Consider the following 17723-nt stretch of genomic DNA (forward strand, 5'->3'; position numbering starts at 1 on the left):
CCGCTTTCGCACACGGTGATCTGGCCCGCCGTCTCGCCTCGGGTCACCGCTAGCCACGCCGAGGCGCTTTCCCGCCCGTCATCGGGACTGCGCTCCAACGTCGCGTCAATGCCTCGCGCCTTCAAGTCGGTGCGCTCCCGTTCTTACGAGGATGCGAGTTGCTCGACCATTTCAGCGGCAGTCTGACGGGCGACTGCTTCTTTTCGCCTCAAGCAGCGACGACGCCACGCGCCGGCGGTAGCGTCGCGAGGTATCGAAACCGTCGAGAAGAGGGACTCTCGGACGTTCCGGAGCGCCGGTCAATCGGGCAGCCAGCGTGTGCCGTCCGAGTCAGGTGGACCGGGCGAAAGGGCGTCGGCGGCCTCCAGGGCTTCCTTCCAATTGGCGACGACTGTGCCCGCCCAGCCGATTCGCGAGGCGCGATCGGACGCATCGCGAGGCACCGCTTCCACGCGATAGGCAACCCGCCCGCCGGGAAAGCGCTCGGCGGTGCACCCGATTACGAGGTCGAGTCCGTCCAAGCGAGCATCACAGTTGGTCGCGCCTGCCGGCGGAAATCGCTCAATCTGCTCCGCGGCGGCGCGAAGTACGTCGCGCGCAAAGACGTCGTCCTCTTCCGAGCTGGTGACCATCAGGTCACGGTAGCCGCCGCCGCGACACCGGACACCGATCGCGCCGGAGGCAGGGCAGAAGGTTCGAATTCGTCGATGGGCACCATTTCGTCCACAGCAGCGATCCCGACCGTGTGACCGAGACGATCACACCACCAACCGCACGAGCCCAGCCGCGGCCGTCCCGGCCTCGACCGGCGGAACGCGAAGGCCAGGGGCGGCTATGCGCCAGGACTCCACCGACCCACGCGTGCGACCCCCGTCCACTCGTTGTGGAACGCTTCACCGGTGCTCGACGGGATCAGCGAAGGCGATCCGGCCCGGATCGCGCGGGCGTTGCGCGGCCTGCCCGAGGGCAAGCGGCGCGCGCTCGCGCCCGAGCTACTGCGGCACGCGCGCGGCCTCTCGGGCGACTACTACCGGGAGTCCGTGGTGCACGTCGCGCTGCTTGGCACGGCGACGCTGAAGGAGATCCGGCGTCTCGGCGGCTGGTCGGCTTCGATGGTCAACGCCGAGTACGGCCTGGCCGTGCTTCTGGACCGGCGCCCCGACTGGCTGCAGGAGTACGCGGAGTGGCGGCTCACCGCCGATCGCTTCGAGTCCCCGTGGCCGCTCGTGCGCGGGCTCGTCCGCGCGGGCGCGATCGAGCGCCCGGGGCCACCGTACCTGAGCGCGCTGATCGCCGAGGGCCGTGCCGAGGGCAGCGGCGGCCGGGCGGCCCGGCTCGTCGCCGACGACCCGGCGCTGCTCGATCGCGAGCTGTGGGACCTGCTCGTCGCGGACACAGGTCCGGAGTCGCTGCGCGCCGCCGACGTCAGCAACGAGTGGACGAAGGGCGCCGGCTTCAACACGGTGATCGCGGAATGCGCGGCCGACGGCCGGATGCCCCGTGAGCGCGTGCTCGACGCGCTCTTGGACGGGCTCGCGAACGACATGATCGCCTACCGTGCGCCCTGGCACACGAAGCTCTGGAAGGCACTCGCGCCGACCCGGGTGGAGCTCGCGGCCCGCGCGGACCGGCTGCGCGTATTGCTCGGCGCGGCGGCCGACCCGATCGTCGCGTTCGCGGTCGAGCAGATCACGCACGCGCAGGTTCCGGTGGCGGCGGACGACCTCGCCCCCGCGCTGGCGGCGAGCTCGAAGAAGACCGTCCGCGGAGCGCTCAAGCTGCTGGACGACGAGTCCCTCAATGCGACGATCGCCCTCGGGCACCCGGACGCCGCCATCCAGGGCGCGGTGCTCGATCGGCTCGAGCGCACGACGCTCGACGACCGTGCCCGCGAGGCGCTGCTCCAGCACCTGGACCTGCTGGCCGCGACCCAGCGCCCGCGCGCCGAGGCGCTGCTCGGCCTGGAGCTCAAGGCCGCGGCACCGAAAGTCTGCGTCGACGTCGGCGACATCCCGCCCGCGATCCAGGCGGCGCTGAACTTCGGCGGACCGCTGCCGCCGGCGCCGATCGCGGGCGAGCCGGTGCTGGGTGAGCCGATCGCACCGATTGCGACCGTAGAGGAGCTCGCCGAGGCCTTGCGCACGTATCACGACGCGTTCCCGCAAGAGGAGCGCAAGCTGGACGCAATCCTGCGCTTCTGCGGCACGCGGGAACCGTTCGAGGGCCCGCTCGCCCCCCTGGTGGAGAAGCTCCGCGAGGTGGCCACGAGCGGCGCGATGATCTCGACGTCCGGTGCCGCCGCCAGCTGGCTGACCGGGCGGGCGCCCGTGCTTCGCCCCGACCACTCGGCCCGGGCGCGCCGGATCGCCGCGGTGGGCGCGCGGGCGGCACGTGGCGAAGCCGGACCGCTGCTGGGACTGCCTACGCACGTCGGCGCGTGGATCGACCCACGCGTGCTGGTCGAGCGCGTCGTCGCGTCGGGGTCGGGAGTGGACGAGGTCGAGTTCACGCAAGCGCTGCTCCGGCTCGCCCCGGACGGACGTGCGGAGGCGCTCGCCATCGCTGTCGGCGTGCCCGGCGATGTCGGCACGGTGCTGCGCTGCGCGCTCGGGGGCGAGCCCGTCGAGGATGAGGGGATGGCCGCGACCGCCGCGCGGGCTGCCGCCGGGCTCACGCCGTTCCTGATCGACGTCGCGCATCGCGCGGAGATGCCGCGCCCTGACTCCAGGCTGCAGGTGCGCCTGGCCGAGCCGCTCGCGCCGTTCGGCGGTGGCCCACTCGGCGACCTCCTCACCGCGGTGAGCAGCAGAGACCGGTCCGACTACGCCGATCCTGACACCTTCCCGGCGCGCCGTGAGCTCCCCGCGGCTGCGGTGCTCGCGAACATCGGCCGGGGCCTCCAAGACGAGGCCGCGCCCTTCGGCACCGGGGCGCTGCTGCGGCGGCTGCTTCCCCCGTGGGAGCCGATCGCGCCGCTGTCGCTGCGGGTCGCGGTGCTCGCGCTGGGCTCGCGGGAGCCCGTCGATCACCTGCTCGCCGTGGACCTGCTGATCGCCGCGATCGACGACGGTCGCGTCGACGCGCTGCCGCCCGACGACGTCGGGTTGCTCAAGCCGAACCGGCTCGCGGTGAGCCTCACTCGGATCGCTGAGTCCGGCCCACTTCGGCGCGTGGTCGTGCGGGAGCTTCTCGACGCGTCCATCCACCTGGTGCCGGCCCGGTTCGGCCCGCTGCTCGTGCTCTTCGACGAGCTGTGCGCGCAGACCGGTACCGGGCCGCGGACCTCGCGGGACCATCTGGCCACGCTCGGGCACAAGGCGGCGAAGGCGCTCGTGAAGCGCGGCGGCGAACCGGCGGAGCAGGAGGCGCAGCTCGCGTTCGCCGCCCGCGTGCGCCGGGCACGACGCTGGAGCGACGCATGACGGCGCTTCCCACGAACCTCTCCGAGCTGATCACCGGACTGCACGGCCTTCCGGAGCCCGAACGACGCAAGCACGCCCCGGGGCTGCTGCGGTCGGTGCGTGCAATCACGACCGACTCGAGCTCGGACGCGCACGTCCGCTGGGGCGAGATCGCGCTGCTGCAGGTCGCGCTCGCCGGAACCGCGACGTTCACCGAGATCCGCCGGCTCGGCCGCTGGTGGGCGGTGCAGATCGATCCTGAGCTAGGCGCGGCGGTGCTGCTCGACCGGCGTCCGGCCTGGTTGGCGGACTACGTGGCTTGGCTGCTCGGCGCCGACGAGACCAACCCGCCGTGGACGTTGGTGCGGGCGCTCGTGCAGGCCGGAGCGATCGAACGCCCACCGGCGCCGCTCTATCTGAACGCGCTGGTCACGCACGGGAGAGACATCGGCGCCCGCCGCGCCGTGCAGCGCGACCCTGCGCTGCTCGAGCACGAGTTCTGGGCGCTGCTGACGGCGGACACGGGCCAGGAGTCGCTGCGTGCCGCCGACGTCAGCAACGAGTGGACGAAGGGCGCCGGCTTCAACGCGGTGATCGCGGAGTGCGCGGCGGACGGCCGGATGCCGCGCGAGCGCGTGCTCGACGCGCTGCTCGACGGGCTCGCCAACGACATGATCGCCTACCGGGCGACCTGGCACACGAAGCTGTGGAAGGACCTCGCGCCGACCCGCGCCGAGCGCATCGCCCGCGTGGACCGGCTGCGCGTGCTGCTCGGCGCGGCGGTCGAGCCGATCGTGGGGTTCGCCGTCGAGGAGCTCGCCCGGTCCGGCGTCGCGGTGCCCGCGGCCGATCTGACCCCCGCGCTGGCCGCCTCCACGAAGAAGACCGTCCGCACGGCGCTGAAGCTGCTCGACGAGGCGCCCGCCCAGGCCGCGATCGCGCTGGGCCACCCTGACGCAGCGATCCAAGGCGAGGTCCTGGACCGGCTGGAGCGCTGGACGCTCGACGCGGCGGGGCGCGACGCGCTCCTGCTCCAGCTGGACGTGATGGCGGCGACCGTCCGGCCCCGCGCCGAGGCGTTGCTCGGGCTCGCGCTGCCGACGACGCTCGAGACCGTCGAGGTCGACCTCGACGACATCCCGCAGCCGATCCAGGAGGCGTTGAACTTCGGCGGCGCGGTGCCCCTCGCGCCCGTGCCGGGCGAGCCCGTGCTCGGCGAGCCGCTCGACGCGGCGACGCTGGACGAGCTCGCGGAATCCCTCGGCACCAAGTGGACGCGCGACGAGCGCCTCGTGGACCTGATCCTGCGCGAGTGCGGGTCACGCGCACCGTTCGAGGGCCCGCTCGCCGCGCTCGTCGAGCGCCTGCCCTGGTTCGTGGAGCACCAGCACTGCGAATGGCCGATCCACGTTGCCGGCGCCTGGCTGACGGGCACGGTGGCGGACCTCAGTGATCGTCCCGAGACGTGGCACCGGCGCCTGTTCGCGGCGAGCCGGCGCGCCGCGCGGGGGGAGGCGGGACGGCTGCTCGCGCTGCCGACGCACGTGGGCGGCTGGATCGAGCCGGCCGTGCTGGTGACCCGGCTGCGCGAGGCCGCGGACGCCGACGAGGAGGAACTCGCGACGGCGCTCTTACGGATCGCCCCTGACGGTCGCGCCCCTGCGCTGGACGCCGCGGCAGACGTCGAGGGCCGGCCGGGTGCGCTGCTGCGCTGCGCGCTGGGCGGCGAGCCGATCGAGGACGCCGGGCCCGCCGCTGCCGCCGCCCGCGCCGTCGCGGGGGTTGCGCCGGTCACGGTGGAGCTCACGCTCGACCTCGACGGCGTGCGGCCGATCGACCGGTTCGTCCTGACGCACGACGGCCCGACGGGCGACGGCCCGCTCGCGGATCTGCTGGCCGTGACGGAGCCGTCCGAGCGAGAACGCTGGCACCAGACGCCGGATCAATTCGTCTATCCCGGCCGGCGGGACCTCGGCGCCGCCGGGGTGATCAACCGGCTCGGCTGGAACCTCGACACCGAGTACACGATGCTCTCGGGCGCGCACGAGCTGTTCCCGCCCCTGCTGCTGCCGACGGAGCCGATCGCGCCAATGACGGCGCGCTGCCTGCTGCTCGCCCTCGGCTCGTCCGTTGCGGACGAACACCTGTTGGCCGCCGACGTCCTGATTGCCGCCATCGAGGACGGTCGCGTCGACGCGACCACGCTCGCCCACGGCCGTGCGGACCTGCCGGCGATCAAGCCCAACCGGCTCGCTCCGCGTCTTCAGGCGATCGCCGAGGCCGGTCCGCTCCAGCGCGCGGTCGTCCGCGACCTGCTCGACCTGACGATCGAAGCGGCCCCCGCTCGCTCGGGGCCGCTGCTCGTGCTGTTCGACGAGCTCTGCGCGCAGACCGCCACTGGGCCGCGGGCCTCGCGGGAGCACCTGGGCACGCTCAAGCACAAGGCGGCGAAAGCGCTCGCCAAGCGCGCAGGCGACCCGCCCAAGCACGAACGGCAACTCGCGCTCGCTGCCCGCGTGCGCCGCGCACGTCGCTGGATGGAGAGAACATGATCGAGCACGCCTACGTCTACACCGCCCCGTCGACCGCGACCACCGACGCGCTGAACCTCGCCACGAGCGGCGGGGTCGCCGCGCACCCGCAGCTCTTTCGCGGTGAGCTGAACCAGCCGGCGATTCACGCGAGCGCGGTCCTCGCCGTCGCGCGGACGGCCCGTGCGCAATTCTTCGAGCACGGCAAAGTGATGACCGACCCGGTCGTGACCTGCCACGCGGACCAGCTCCGGTTCGAGGCCCTGAGCTCCTGCGCCGGCGTCTACGCGCGCCACGACGCGCGGCTGAGCGGCGCCGACGGCGAGGTGCTGCGCGTTGGCGTGACCAACGTCGACATCAACGAGGCCACGCGAGCGGTACTCGCGCGCGTCGGCGGCTCGTCCGGGTGGCTGCACCTCGACGTCGGCGACGACGGCCTGCAGCTCGCTTCGCCGGGCGGGGTGGCGATCGAGCGAAAGGTCGCGCTGCCGACGCGCTGGGTGAAGGGCTTCGGAGAGGTCGGCGTCGCGGCGCGCGCTCTGCAGGCCGGCTTCGAGCTGCCGGGCGCGCTCGCGCAACGGTTCCTGCGGGCGAGCATCCCGCGCACGCGCGAGGTCTACCTGACGCCCGCCGGGCGCTGGTCGGCGGCGGGCGGCCCAGGCGCCGTCGCGGTGCGCGACCCCGAGCGGCTGAAGCTGCTCGTGCCGCTCGCCCGCTTCGGCACGGCACTGCGCGTCTGGGGCGGCTCGACCGGCATCAGCGCGTTCACGCTCACGCTCGGCGACGCGGGGACGTTCACGCTCGTGCTCAGCCCAGCCAAGTCACGCGGCTTCAGCGGCGAGGGCCAGACGCTGGCGCCACTGGCCACCGAGGCGCTCCAGCCCGCCGCCGACGATGCCGAGCTGGACCTCGCCTGGCAGCCGCGCCTGATCGGGGACCCAGCCGTGCTCGACGTCCTCGCCGCGCGCGGCCGCGCAGGTTTTGACCTCGAAGCCGGCACCCACTTCCACCGCGACCTTCCCTACGACCTCACGCAGGTCGAGGCGCTACACCCGCGACTGCTCGCCGCGCGCAAGCTCGTCCCGCAGGTGCGCTGGGAGGGCGACCACGCGTTCGTCGGCGCCCACCGCGTCACCCCACCCACCTGCACCTGCGAGTGGTGGTCGCGCTACCGCGGTGAGCGCGGTCCATGCAAACACGTGCTCGCGGTCGAGCTCGCGCGTACCGCCTGAAGCGCAACACGGGCCGCCGGGCCCGGCGTGGATGCCTCCCGCGACGACCACGAGAATGGCAGAACCGTCGAAACTCGAGACTCTTGCTTCTCGTTGAAACCGGCGACGTTCAGCGACGGCAGCCGCATCCGGTCGTCGTCGTTTCCACACGAAGTAGCAGCCGAACACCCCCGGGATCCACGCTTGCTGTAGACGACTGCAGGCCCGGACGGCGGTCGCCCGCCGCCACTGAGGCTCCGCTTGAACGAGACGGCTCGCACGCAAGGAGACGTTTGCTGCTGCGCTCTGCGCACTGGAACTGCGGCCTTCTATGGAGATCAAACTGAACCACCAAGACCATGAAGCGACGTCACGTCGACTACACGCGTCGTCTCCTTTCCAACCCTCGGCTTGTGCGTACCATCCGCGTCCAGTAGGACGCGGGATTCCGTTGCCGTTCGGGATGGGAGTCATGGCTGAGGAGCACACCATTGCTGGGCCGGCCAAGGGCGAGCCCTTGCCCCAAGGTCGCGTCGGGGTGCGTCTGCGCATCCCCTTGTCAGGCGGCCCGAGTGGCCGCTGGTCGCGTGACTTGAGCGCGCGACTGACCGCAGAGTTGACCGGGCATCCGAGCGTCGGTCATCTCGTCCTCAATGAGATCGTCCAAGGTCAGGAGATCGTGCTCGACGGGGTCGAATCCGAGGAGGCAGACGCGCTCGCGGGCGCGGTTGAGCGTGCGGTCGATGCGACCAATCGAGCCTGCGCGGACGCGCCGGACAACTCCGTTCCGCTCAAGGCCTGGGAGGAGGCCGATGCCATCGCTCGCACGGTCGCGAAACACCAGCGCCTCGGTGGCCAAGGGATTCCGGAGGGACACGAATAGCCCGGAACCGCTTGTCTGCGCCACAGGGCAGTCGCCGAATCGGACACCGGCACGCGTACGACCGCCTGCGCATGGCCAAATCAGCGACAGCGGCAGCATGATTCTCGAAACCGTCGATAAACGACTCTTTCGCTTCTCGTTCCGCTGCGGGTAGCGCGCGCCGTGGAGGGGCGCTACCGCGGGGACCTGCGTGCCGAGAGCACTAATCGCGTGATCGGGACGCGCCGACCGCGGCCTGACGATCCGATGATGCTTTCCGATCCTCCGCTGCTTCTAGGACCGCGCGTACACCCCCTGACGTCGCCGCAGATATTGCCCCGCCAAGCAGCGAGCCGCAAACCGCAGCGCCAGCGACACCGCCGGCGATAGTGAATCCGGTGGTCTTCGCGGCTTTAGGAGGTGGTTCGGAGCGAGATGGCGCCGAAGCCGACGGCGGCGAGGTCGAGCCAGAGCGAGATCCGGGCGACCTCGTCGCGCATCGCGATGAGCGTGTCAGACGGAGCTGAACTTCAACAATTGGTGCACCGTCGTGCCCACCGACACGAGGTCGTTGCCGGCCTTGGTGTCGATAAAGAGCGAGTCCAGGGTGGGGTCGCTGAAGCGCGTGGTGACGATCGCTGCGAGCCCGGTCTCGCGCACCTCCGGGCCGCTGGCGGCGACGCTGATCGCGTCGTTGCCGAACGTGCCGTTCACCGTCAGGCTGTCGGCCGCCTTGTCGCTCGCGGTTGTGGCTCGGCCGATCGCCAGGTCGAAGTCGACGTGGTCGGTGTCCGTCCCGCTGAGGTCGTCGACGCGCATGGTGTCCGCGCCGCCGCCCGGCAGGATGTCCAGGCGCTCGACGCCGCCGAGGTCGGCACGCACGTTGCCGACGTCCACGTTGACCGTCGTGCGGCCGCCGACCGGGGACGCGGTGAAGCGCTCGTTGGCGCTGCTGCCGTCCATGCGGAGGAAGTCGGTGCCCGCGCCGCCCTCGACGATGTCGCTGCCGTCGCCGGCCGCCCAGTTGAACGTGTCCAGGCCGCCGCCCAGGAGCGCGACGTCGACGCCCGTGCCGCCGGTGATCACGTCCTGGCCGGGCGAGCCGACGATCAGATCCTTGCCGCCCGCGCCGAACAGGAACGGCTGCGTCTTGTCCTTGGTCATGGCGGACGCGTCAATCGTGTCGTTGCCCTCGTCCCCGCCGATCGCGAGCTTCTGGCCTGGGTCGGTGGAGCGCATGATCACTGTGGCCGCGAGCCCGGTCACGGTGTGCGCGTCGGTGCCGCTCGCCGCGACCTTGATCGAGTCGTCGCCCGGCGTGCCGGCGACCGTGAGCGTGTCGAGGCGCTGGTCCGGCCGGCCGAGGTCCACGTCGACGCTCTTGATCGCGGAGCCGGCGAGGTCCTGCACAGACACGATGTCGGTGCCGCTGGCCGGGCTGGGAGCGACCGTCTCGACGCCGCTGAGCGCGGCGCGGCCGGCGCCGCTGCTCACCGCGCCGGCGGATACGTCGATCGTCTCGTCGGCGCTTGAGCCCTGCGCGAGCAGGCGGTCCTCGCCCGCGTCGCCGCTGATCGTGTCGTCGCCGTCCAGCGGCCGCCACACCGCGGTGTCCGCACCGTCGCCGAGCTCGATCGTGTCGTCGCCGCCGTTGCCGCGCACGGTGTCGGCGCCCGCGCCGCCGCGCAGTACCTCGCCCGCCGCCGCGCCGGTGATCGCGTCGTTGCCGTCGCCGCCGTCCAGCGTGAGCCCGAGCTGTCCGCCGACGGCGCCGATCGCGGTCAGCGTGTCGCTGCCGCCGAAGCCGAAGATGGTCAGCCGGTCGTTTGCGCCGGCATTGTCGACGCGCAGCTCGCCGCTCACCGCGACGGTGTCCCCGCTCGCGGAGGCCTGCAGCTTGTCGCCGCTGTCGGTGCCCGCGAGGAAGACACTGTCGGGCGCGTCGTCGGCGAGCCCGAGGTCGGCGTCGACGCGCGCGAGCGAGGTGCCGGTGAGGTTGCCCACGTCAACGAGGTCCTGCTCGCCGCCGGCGTCGAGCGCGAGCAGCTCGACGGCGATGGTGTCGGCGGGCGCGAACGCCGTGTCGCGCGATACCCGCGCCAGTGCGCCGACGGCCTGCACGGTGAATTCCTCGGACTCGCCCGAGCCGTTTTCCTGCAGCGTGTCGTTGCCGCTCTGGCCGTCGATCTTGTCGGCGCCGTCGCCCCCGGCGTGGATGGCGGTGTCGTCGCCCGCGCCGAGGAAGACGCTGTCGTCGCCGGGGCCGGCCAGGACTAGGTCGGCGTCGACGCCGCCGGAGATGACCTCCGCGCCGGGACCGCCGACCACGACGTCGGCGCCCGGGCCGGCGTCGATCGTCGTCGTCTCGCGCAGCAGCGCCTCGACCCGGATCTCGTCCGCCCCCGCGCCGGACTTGATCGCGATCTTCGAGAAGGTCGAGCGGTCGAAGGAGCGGACGCTCGCGCCGTCGTCGACCGCGAGCACCTCGGGCGCGGACAGCCGCAAGGTCAGATGATCGGGCGCGGCGTCGCCGGTGATGGTCAGCGTGTCGCCGGAGACGGCGGACAGGACGGAGGCGTGGGCCGCGGTGGGGAACGCGGCCATCGCCAGCAGCAGGGGGAGCAGGAGTCGGCGCATCGCGGCATCCTGCCGCCGGGCGCGCGCCGGCGAAAGGGGGGAATCCCCGGACCCGTCCCTGAACTTGCAGGGACAGCCCGCACGTTGGGGTCGCGTGTTCGTCCTCGAAGCGGCGGAGGCCGGGGATCTCGACGCGCTCCGCGCGGCGGATCTCGCCGTCTGCAAAGCCCCCCATGACCGAGACCTACGAAGTGCGCGAAGGCGAGCTCGAGCTGCTGATCAACCGCTCATGGCTCCGCCTGCGACCCGGGGATCGCACCCGGGTCGAAGCCGGCGCCGTGCACACATTCCGGCTCAGGCCAGTGCCCGCCCGGCGTCCGCAATGTGCACCGGCCCGCGTGCGACTTCGAGCCCCACATCCGCGCGTTGCGCTCCACCGCGAACGCGCGTGATCTGGGCGACCTGGGTGGCCCCCGCGCACTGCTCTACATCGCCATGCTCGTCGACGAGTTCCCCGAGCACTCGCGAGCGGCAGGGCGGGCGCTCGACCTTGCCACCGCTCCCCATGCCAGCCTGGCGCGCTTCCTCGGGCTCGGGCCCCTACACGCGCCGACGTCATAGCCCCGACGGCTCCCGCCACCCCCCGTGTCCTTGCGCGTCTATGCAAGGCCCGCCGGCGTTGCGAGTTCGTCGAAAAGAGAGACTTTGAGTTGGTCCCACGTGCGCCAGGCGTTGCGTTAGGCTGGGACGCCTCGCCGTGGGTGGCCGTCAGGCGATGGCCAACCTGCGCCGCTGTGACCTCGACCACAACTATCGCGGGCCGCGCCCGGATCAACGCACCGGCTACGCGCTCAGGATCTTCCCCGGTAAGAGGCTCGACCCGACGTTCGCGCGCCGGAAACCGATCCCGGACGAACTCGGCGTGATGATCGAGACGTGGCTGGTCATGGTCGACAAGCTCCACGAGTACAAGACAGGCGCGAAGTACCCGACGACGTGTCTGTCACCGACGGCGAGGACGAGGTCAAGCGCAAGAAGAGCGGTGCGCTGCTCCCGGCCAACGTGAAGTCCTCGAACGGACTGACGGCCGTATACCTCTCGCATTACTTCTCCGGCTGCTTCCCGACGCCTAAGACGATGCACCAGTCAACGCGCGGCATCCCGGCGATGGTCACGCGCGCATTCGACGAGCTCCCCGGCGAGATCGTCGAGGACTACATCGAGCGCTACACGGAAGCGGCAACGCAGCAAGGAACCGAGCTGCCGTCGGAGGAGCACATCAAGACAGTGCTCGCCCGCTGCTTCGGCTACTCGCCGAACGAGTATCGACATTCGCGTTCCAGCTCGCCGAGCGCGCCGGCGTCATCTGGAACGAGCGTGTCGCCGGCAAGATGCAGAACATCGTCGAGCCGAGGCTCTACGCGCACGCAATCGCCGACCACGAGAACCTGCGGACGATCGGTCAGGTCGCGGCCGCTACAAGGACCTCAAGACCAGTAGGTCTTTCGAGCTGTTTCCCGGACGCGCCATCGAGCAGATATGGCAGTTCCCCACCACGGACGACGGCGCACGCAAACGTCCCGACGTCGCCAAGTACGTCGAGACGCTGCATCGGCTGCGCGCCGCCGTGGACGACTCCCAGACGCTCGTGACGCGAGCTCATGCTCTACGGATGCGTCCGCCGGTGCGTCAGCCAGCGCGGCGTACTGTCCGAGATCCCTGCGTCCCAGGCTGACCAGGACACGAAGCTCGACTTCCTGTTGCTGCATAACCACAGCTTGCATCAGGCCGTCGGGACGCTGATTGCTCAGGTCGAGGACTTGCGCAAGATCGCGCTGGAAGGTCACGATCTGACGTTCGAGGCGGTAAAGATCAGCGCTCAGCGCGACGAGCTCGTCCGCCAGCTCGACGAGCTGCGGCACAACCAGGACACGTGGCTGGCGGTTCTCGACAACAAGGTCCACGAGGAAGTCGTGGAGCGCGATCGAGCTCGGCGAGCTCGGCTACAGCATCGCGCCGCAGCTCGAAGCCCCAAGCCGCTCCGCGACTGGATGACGCCAGAGGAGCTCCGCCGGGCCGCGGTCGCCGAGAACCGTGCGACCGTCAGCCGCTGGCTGAAGGGGAAGAACCTGCCTCGCCGGCGCGAGTTCTGGCCCTGGGAACACCCCCGCGGTTCCCGTCGACGAGTCGCTGCCGAAGCGTCGCCGCATCTGGGTCCCCGGCATCAACCCGGGGTTCTGGCAGACCGACTTCATGCGTCAGGAGCTTGACGCGATCCTCACCGTCTGGCCGAAGTGAACGCGGCTGGACCGACCCGGACACCAGGGAGCCGCGCGGGATCTGCTTCGCGCCCCTGGTGCTCCCCGAGCCGTTTGAGTCCGAGTGCGCCGAGGTGCTCGTGCCCGACGAGCTCTAGGCGGCGTAGGGCTGGCGGGCGGTGTCCACTGCGGCACCCTAGGGCGCCGGCGGATGCCGGTTAGAAGTCGAGCGCGTCCGGATCTTCGTAGTCGCAGGCGTTGAAGTCGCTGGCCGGCCAGTAACGGGGCTTCGAGCTGCCGATGTCCTCTAGCTCCTTGTAGCCGGACTTGACCGCGGCCCAGTCTCCCGCGTAGTAGGCGTCGGCGAGGCCGTGCACCTTCGTCAGGACCGTGTCGCCGCGGTTCCAGAACGCGTCGAGCTGAGCCTCGTCGCCCGTCGGGCGCGGCAACGTGCGGAGCTTCGCGACGGTCGCGAGCCCGCGCTCGGAAGCGAGCTGGAAGAACGACACCGTCTCGGGTACATCGAACAGCCCGCTGTCGCCTTCGAGGGCCTCCGAACGACGAGAGAGCTCGCCGTCGGCGTCGATCTGCCTGCAGATCTTCTCGGCCGCGGCGACGTACCCAGCGCGCGTGACCTCTGTGCGAACGACCGGAACTCTGGCCGAGTAGACAGTGCGGGTCTTCTTCGAACGCGCGTTGTACGCGTCGCGAGTGCCGTACAACACGGCCTTCACGCGGTACTCGACGGGAGCTCCGTCCGGGCTGGAGATTCGCTTGGTGAAGCGGCCGCGGCTGTCGAACTTGGCGCTCGCGACGCTCCGCCACTTGCCGTTGCAGGCGCTGCGACGCTGAACCGTAGCCTTGAAGCCCTTGCGCGCAAAGTACCCACCCTGGTTGCCCTTGAGTGTGATGTAGCCGCGGACGTTCTGCGCGGTCTTGAGGATGATGCGGCGCTTCACCGAGACCTTCGCAGAGGTGACGCTGCCGAGGCGCGCGGTCAGCTCGCCGAGGCGTTCGTTCTTGCTCGCGATGATGCTGGCGCGGAATGAGCCGTCCGGCTCGACGGTCGCGACGCCGATCGCGCGAGTGCGGGCCGAGTCCATACGCACGATCTTGCCGACGTCCGCCGGGGTCGCCTCGCCCTGGATGATGATGTAGTGGTATTTGAAGTAGAAGCCGGGCCCCTGGTCTCCCTCTGGGACGTAGTAGGCGTCGCGGATGACGAGCGGCGAGCTGTCGCAACGCAGCGGCATCGGCGTCTCACCCCGGAGGACTGCCTGCGAGCCGTAGCTGGTCCAGATCCTGGCGGAGGCGCCGGATGCAAGGGCGAGTGAAACGGTGAGCCCCAGCACGCAGTTCGTGGCGATCAGACGGAGGCGGTTGTGCGAGAGCATGGCTGCAGAGTGCCCGCATGCGAACCCCCGCAGTCGGAATCCCGCTGGGCGGCGCTCCTTGGCGGGGCTGTATTCGGCGGGCAAGCCCTCGCGAGAGGTAGCCCTCGGGTTCCGGTGTACGCCGGCAGGCGCTCCACGCCTTCTCGGATCGCGGCGCGCGCGACCCCGGTGGCGTCGATGACGTCTGATTTGCCGCGCTCAAGGGCCGAGCGCCGCGCGCCTGCCATCAACTTCGGCGCGACCCGAACCACCATCTCCCCACGCGCGACCAAGAACCGTTCCATCCGGCCCGAAACATGTCGGCAATCCTCAATGGCCCACACCCGCTCGCGTCCTAGCGCGCGTCCCCACACCAACGCGCGGTGCATCCCGTTCAGCGACGACGCCGCCTCATGCAACGCGACAGCGCGCTTGGGTCGCCAGCCAGAGTTTCGGAAACGTCGAAGAGCAGCACTTTACGTCCGATGGCACCTCTCAGGTCGCCGGTGGCCCTGGTGCGCGAGTCGGTCGTCGCGAGCGCCGTGCTGCCGGCCAAACCTTGTGTCAAGCTCGTTGACCAGCCCGAAGTACGGCGGCCCACGCCGTAGGGTTCGTTGGGGCGACCTTCGGGCAGCACATCGACGCTGAACCCGCGCGGGCTCATCGGCTTACCGCTCGTCCCCCCTCGTGAAGTCACGGACGGTGGCGCCTGGGTGCGAGGACATCGTGAGGTCATCGCTGGCTTGGTCGGGAGGGAGGGTCTCGGCCTGCAGTACGTCGGTGACGGTCGTGCCGAATTCGAAGCGAACGGGAAGCGAGGTCCGCTTGTCGATGTAGTAGACCCGCTCCGGGACGGGATCCTCGCCGGCTGTCGTGGCGGACAACGCGATGACGTGAACGGGGATGCCACGGATCGTGGTGTCGTCGCGCTGGGAGACGCCGGGCTCACCGGCGCCGGCCTTGCTGAGGAGCTCGAGCGGATCGTCGTCCGATGCGGTGTTCAGGCTCCGGTAGAGGACGTTGTCGTTGGCGTTCCAGGAGGACGAGATGTCGCCGTCCAGGGTTACTTCGCCGATCAATGTGCCGCCGGCGGACCGCACCAGCGTGCGCTGGTCGCCGTTGGGCGCGTGCCAGGTCTCGGCACGGCTGGACGGACGGCCGTCCGGGCCGAGGGTGACCGTGACCGTATGCAGGACGCCGGGACCGCTGAGCGCGGCGGCGGCCTGGGCGATCACGTCGCGGCCGTTCGCTCCGGGGAGCGCGAGCGAGAGGGCGGCGGCGACCGCCAGCAGCGTGCCGCCGCTGCCGACGCGCGCGACGTTGCGGGTCGCCCGGCGCCGGCGGACGGCGGCGACGCGCTCGAAGGACGGCGGCGACGCAGCGGGGTGCGCGCCGGCCGGATCGGCGACGCGGACGCGCTCGAGGATGCAGTCGTCTGAGGTCATGCTTGGGTCTCCACGTTCAGGGTCGAGGGGATTGGGCGGGGCTCTGCGGGGGGCGGCGGCGGGGGATCGAGCGCGGCGGCGAGCCGAGCCTTCGCGCGTGACAGCCGGACGGCGAAGGTCGCGGCCGAACAGCCCGCGACCTTGGCGGCCTCGGTGTTGCTGAGCCCTTCCCAGGCGATGAGGCGGATCGCTTCGCGCTCGCGCTCGCTGAGCTCCGCGAAGCCGCGGCCCAACGCCGGATCGCCGACGACGAACTCGGCGGGATCCGCCGAATACCGGTCGCCGCCGCGACTCATCAACCGCTGGATCAGCGCGTCGCGGCGTGCGTGGCTGCGCCGGTGCCCGTGCACGACGCGCCGCGCGACGCCGTACAGCCACGGCAGCGGGTCACCCTGCGCCGGGAGTCGGCGCCATGCGATGGCGAACGTCTCGGCGACGATGTCGTCGACGGCATCGACCTCCACGCGTCGGGCCGCGTAGGCCCGGATCGCCGGGGCATACCGCTCATAGGCGAGCGCACGTCCCTCGGAGCGGCCGGCCTTGCGATCTGAACTGGTCACATCTCATTTCTGCCGCCTCGGCCGCGGACATTACGTCGCCGCGCCAGATGAGGCTGGATGCGTACGGCGAGGTCGGCGACCCGGGCCGTTCCTCGAGGCCCACGACCTCTACGAAAGCGACCGCGCAGCCCGTCGCATAAGGCCGTCGAGCCGGTCGCGCACCTCGCTCGACGGTCCCAGGTCGCCGGGAAAGTCCGCGAGTGCGGAGTGCAACGCCGGCTCTACCGAAAGCACAGACTGGGACCGCTAGTGTGCCGCCGGTGTTGCGCCGCCCGCAGGACGTCCACGCTTCCGACGATCAGCCGCCTCGGTTGGCGGGCTATCGCAAGTCGGCCGAGGAGTACGCCGCACGGTATGAGCGGGCGCTGGCTCGGGGCAAGGATGCTGCCGCGTGCGACGCGCTCTGGGGGCTGGTCGCTCGGGGGACGGAGAGCGTGGGGTGGTGTGAAGGCGCCTTGCGCTCAGGCGATGACCTGAGAATCTCCGACGCGGCCGGCGTGTGCCTGTGGATCGGCCCACCGTCGACGTTGATCGAGACGCTCCGGAGCCTGGTGGAAACGTTGCCGGACTCCGAGGGGCGCGACTCGGCCGCTGCGGCTCTGCCGGCCGAGGTGCGCGCCGAGATGACCCGCGAGGAGGACGATGCGGCGCCGGACATCGCGCCGGGGGACAACCTGCTCGAATGCACGATCGTCTGGTACGTGGAGGCCCCGCTGGAGCGGGTCGTGGCCGACCACGAACAGCGGCCTGCCAGGCAAGACGCGTCCGAGCCCGCCACGCGACACTCGGCGCCGCTGATCGAGCTGGGGCCGTTGCTGGAGTGGTCTGCTGAGACCCCGTGGCGGAGGCCCTATCTGATGGTGAGCGCCGGGGACCGGTGGACGGCGGTCTTTTCTCGGACCGCCGACCACTCGTGGGTGGACTCTTTCTCCCGGCGGCTGGACACCCGGGTGCTGCGCACGAGCTGCAGCTCCGAGGATCCCTATCCCGGGGTGGCGTTCTGGCTCACCCTGCCGGGAGGCAAGGAGTGGCGCTCGATCCAGGTCGGCAAGGACGACTCGGGCTGGTTCTGGCATCTCCGTGGGTCCGAGCAGGCCTTCGAGGAGCCCGAGCGCTACCAGGAACGGCTCAAAGCCAAACGCTTCGACGTCCAGATGCTCGATCGGTATTGCCTGGCGCTCAGGATCGACCGAAACAACCCGGATTTCTACGGTCCAGACGCCGTCCTCTTCGTCGACGGATCCCCCGACCGACCCAGGCGGCGGCGACGCTGGTGGCGATGAGCGCAAAGGAGATCAAGGCGCTCCTCGATCTCGGCTAGACCTCGTTGCACTCGGAGCCGTCGACTTCGACACGTCGCAGCGCTGTGCAGAAGTCGAGATGGATCCCTTCGTCGAAACTCGAGACTCTCGCTTTGTCGTCTGAAGGGGCGGCGCGCCGAACCGCGGATTGTCGCCAGTTCGGCTAAAAGGCCACTCGCGATTCGTCCAAACGACTGCACACCC

At 70.9% G+C, this 17723-nt stretch carries 13 protein-coding genes and 1 pseudogene; 8 read left to right on the forward strand and 6 right to left on the reverse strand.

What is annotated here, in order from left to right; translation table 11 throughout:
* Window positions 1–299: 299 nt before the first annotated feature.
* On the reverse strand, window positions 300–632 hold the full coding sequence (locus OM076_RS00885) for a hypothetical protein (RefSeq protein WP_270037399.1): 333 nt from the start codon (window positions 630–632) through the stop codon (window positions 300–302).
* Between the two features lie 267 nt (window positions 633–899).
* Between OM076_RS00885 and OM076_RS00890 the strand changes: the two genes are divergently transcribed.
* The 4 genes from OM076_RS00890 (at window position 900) to OM076_RS00905 (ending at window position 8026) form a co-directional block, all read left to right on the forward strand.
* Window positions 900–3422 (forward strand): DUF6493 family protein, encoded by a 2523-nt coding sequence (locus tag OM076_RS00890; protein ID WP_270037400.1) that lies wholly within the window; start codon window positions 900–902, stop codon window positions 3420–3422.
* Window positions 3419–5953 (forward strand): DUF6493 family protein, encoded by a 2535-nt coding sequence (locus OM076_RS00895; RefSeq protein ID WP_270037401.1) that lies wholly within the window; start codon window positions 3419–3421, stop codon window positions 5951–5953. The genes OM076_RS00890 and OM076_RS00895 overlap by 4 nt, the downstream gene beginning before the upstream one ends.
* A complete protein-coding gene (locus tag OM076_RS00900; protein WP_270037402.1) occupies window positions 5950–7164 on the forward strand; it encodes an SWIM zinc finger family protein in 1215 nt (404 codons plus the stop codon). Before OM076_RS00895 ends, OM076_RS00900 begins: the two co-directional genes overlap by 4 nt.
* Before the next feature lie 451 nt (window positions 7165–7615).
* Window positions 7616–8026, forward strand: coding sequence for a hypothetical protein (locus OM076_RS00905; RefSeq protein WP_270037403.1), 411 nt, complete (start codon window positions 7616–7618; stop codon window positions 8024–8026).
* A 492-nt stretch (window positions 8027–8518) separates the two neighbouring features.
* Here the strand turns inward: OM076_RS00905 and OM076_RS00910 are convergent, their stop codons facing one another.
* Window positions 8519–10642 carry a calcium-binding protein gene (locus OM076_RS00910; RefSeq protein WP_270037404.1) on the reverse strand — a complete coding sequence of 708 codons (2124 nt, stop codon included), beginning with the start codon at window positions 10640–10642 and terminating at the stop codon, window positions 8519–8521.
* Window positions 10643–10966: 324 nt separating this feature from the next.
* Between OM076_RS00910 and OM076_RS00915 the strand changes: the two genes are divergently transcribed.
* From OM076_RS00915 to OM076_RS00925, 3 genes are all read left to right on the forward strand, one after another.
* Complete coding sequence (locus OM076_RS00915; protein ID WP_270037405.1) at window positions 10967–11203, forward strand: hypothetical protein; 237 nt, start codon at window positions 10967–10969, stop codon at window positions 11201–11203.
* A gap of 315 nt (window positions 11204–11518) precedes the next feature.
* A complete protein-coding gene (locus OM076_RS00920; protein ID WP_270037406.1) occupies window positions 11519–12082 on the forward strand; it encodes a hypothetical protein in 564 nt (187 codons plus the stop codon).
* Window positions 12083–12243: 161 nt separating this feature from the next.
* Window positions 12244–12852: a hypothetical protein gene (locus OM076_RS00925; protein WP_270037408.1), complete on the forward strand. Its 609-nt coding sequence runs from the start codon at window positions 12244–12246 to the stop codon at window positions 12850–12852.
* A gap of 206 nt (window positions 12853–13058) precedes the next feature.
* On the opposite strand, the gene OM076_RS00930 is transcribed toward OM076_RS00925, so the two are convergent.
* From OM076_RS00930 to OM076_RS00940, 4 genes and pseudogenes are all read right to left on the reverse strand, one after another.
* Window positions 13059–14234, reverse strand: a complete 1176-nt coding sequence (locus OM076_RS00930) for a hypothetical protein (protein ID WP_270037409.1) — start codon at window positions 14232–14234, stop codon at window positions 13059–13061.
* A gap of 140 nt (window positions 14235–14374) precedes the next feature.
* Window positions 14375–14569, reverse strand: a pseudogene (locus OM076_RS47095) (IS110 family transposase); the annotation flags it as partial.
* Window positions 14570–14881: 312 nt separating this feature from the next.
* A complete protein-coding gene (locus OM076_RS00935) occupies window positions 14882–15658 on the reverse strand; it encodes a hypothetical protein (protein WP_270037410.1) in 777 nt (258 codons plus the stop codon).
* Window positions 15655–16218, reverse strand: coding sequence for an RNA polymerase sigma factor (locus OM076_RS00940; RefSeq protein ID WP_270037412.1), 564 nt, complete (start codon window positions 16216–16218; stop codon window positions 15655–15657). The genes OM076_RS00935 and OM076_RS00940 overlap by 4 nt, the downstream gene beginning before the upstream one ends.
* A 260-nt stretch (window positions 16219–16478) precedes the next feature.
* Between OM076_RS00940 and OM076_RS00945 the strand changes: the two genes are divergently transcribed.
* Window positions 16479–17501: a hypothetical protein gene (locus tag OM076_RS00945; RefSeq protein WP_270037413.1), complete on the forward strand. Its 1023-nt coding sequence runs from the start codon at window positions 16479–16481 to the stop codon at window positions 17499–17501.
* The last annotated feature ends 222 nt before the right edge of the window (window positions 17502–17723 follow it).

The sequence above is a fragment of the Solirubrobacter ginsenosidimutans genome (assembly GCF_027587205.1).

Bases quoted from the DNA above. Each gene is read 5' to 3' on its own strand.
- OM076_RS00885 (WP_270037399.1), bottom strand. From the start codon at position 632: ATGGTCACCAGCTCGGAAGAGGACGACGTCTTTGCGCGCGACGTACTT.
- OM076_RS00895 (WP_270037401.1), top strand. From the start codon at position 3,419: ATGACGGCGCTTCCCACGAACCTCTCCGAGCTGATCACCGGACTGCAC.
- OM076_RS00900 (WP_270037402.1), top strand. From the start codon at position 5,950: ATGATCGAGCACGCCTACGTCTACACCGCCCCGTCGACCGCGACCACC.
- OM076_RS00905 (WP_270037403.1), top strand. From the start codon at position 7,616: ATGGCTGAGGAGCACACCATTGCTGGGCCGGCCAAGGGCGAGCCCTTG.
- OM076_RS00910 (WP_270037404.1), bottom strand. From the start codon at position 10,642: ATGCGCCGACTCCTGCTCCCCCTGCTGCTGGCGATGGCCGCGTTCCCC.
- OM076_RS00925 (WP_270037408.1), top strand. From the start codon at position 12,244: ATGCTCTACGGATGCGTCCGCCGGTGCGTCAGCCAGCGCGGCGTACTG.
- OM076_RS00930 (WP_270037409.1), bottom strand. From the start codon at position 14,234: ATGCTCTCGCACAACCGCCTCCGTCTGATCGCCACGAACTGCGTGCTG.
- OM076_RS00935 (WP_270037410.1), bottom strand. From the start codon at position 15,658: ATGACCTCAGACGACTGCATCCTCGAGCGCGTCCGCGTCGCCGATCCG.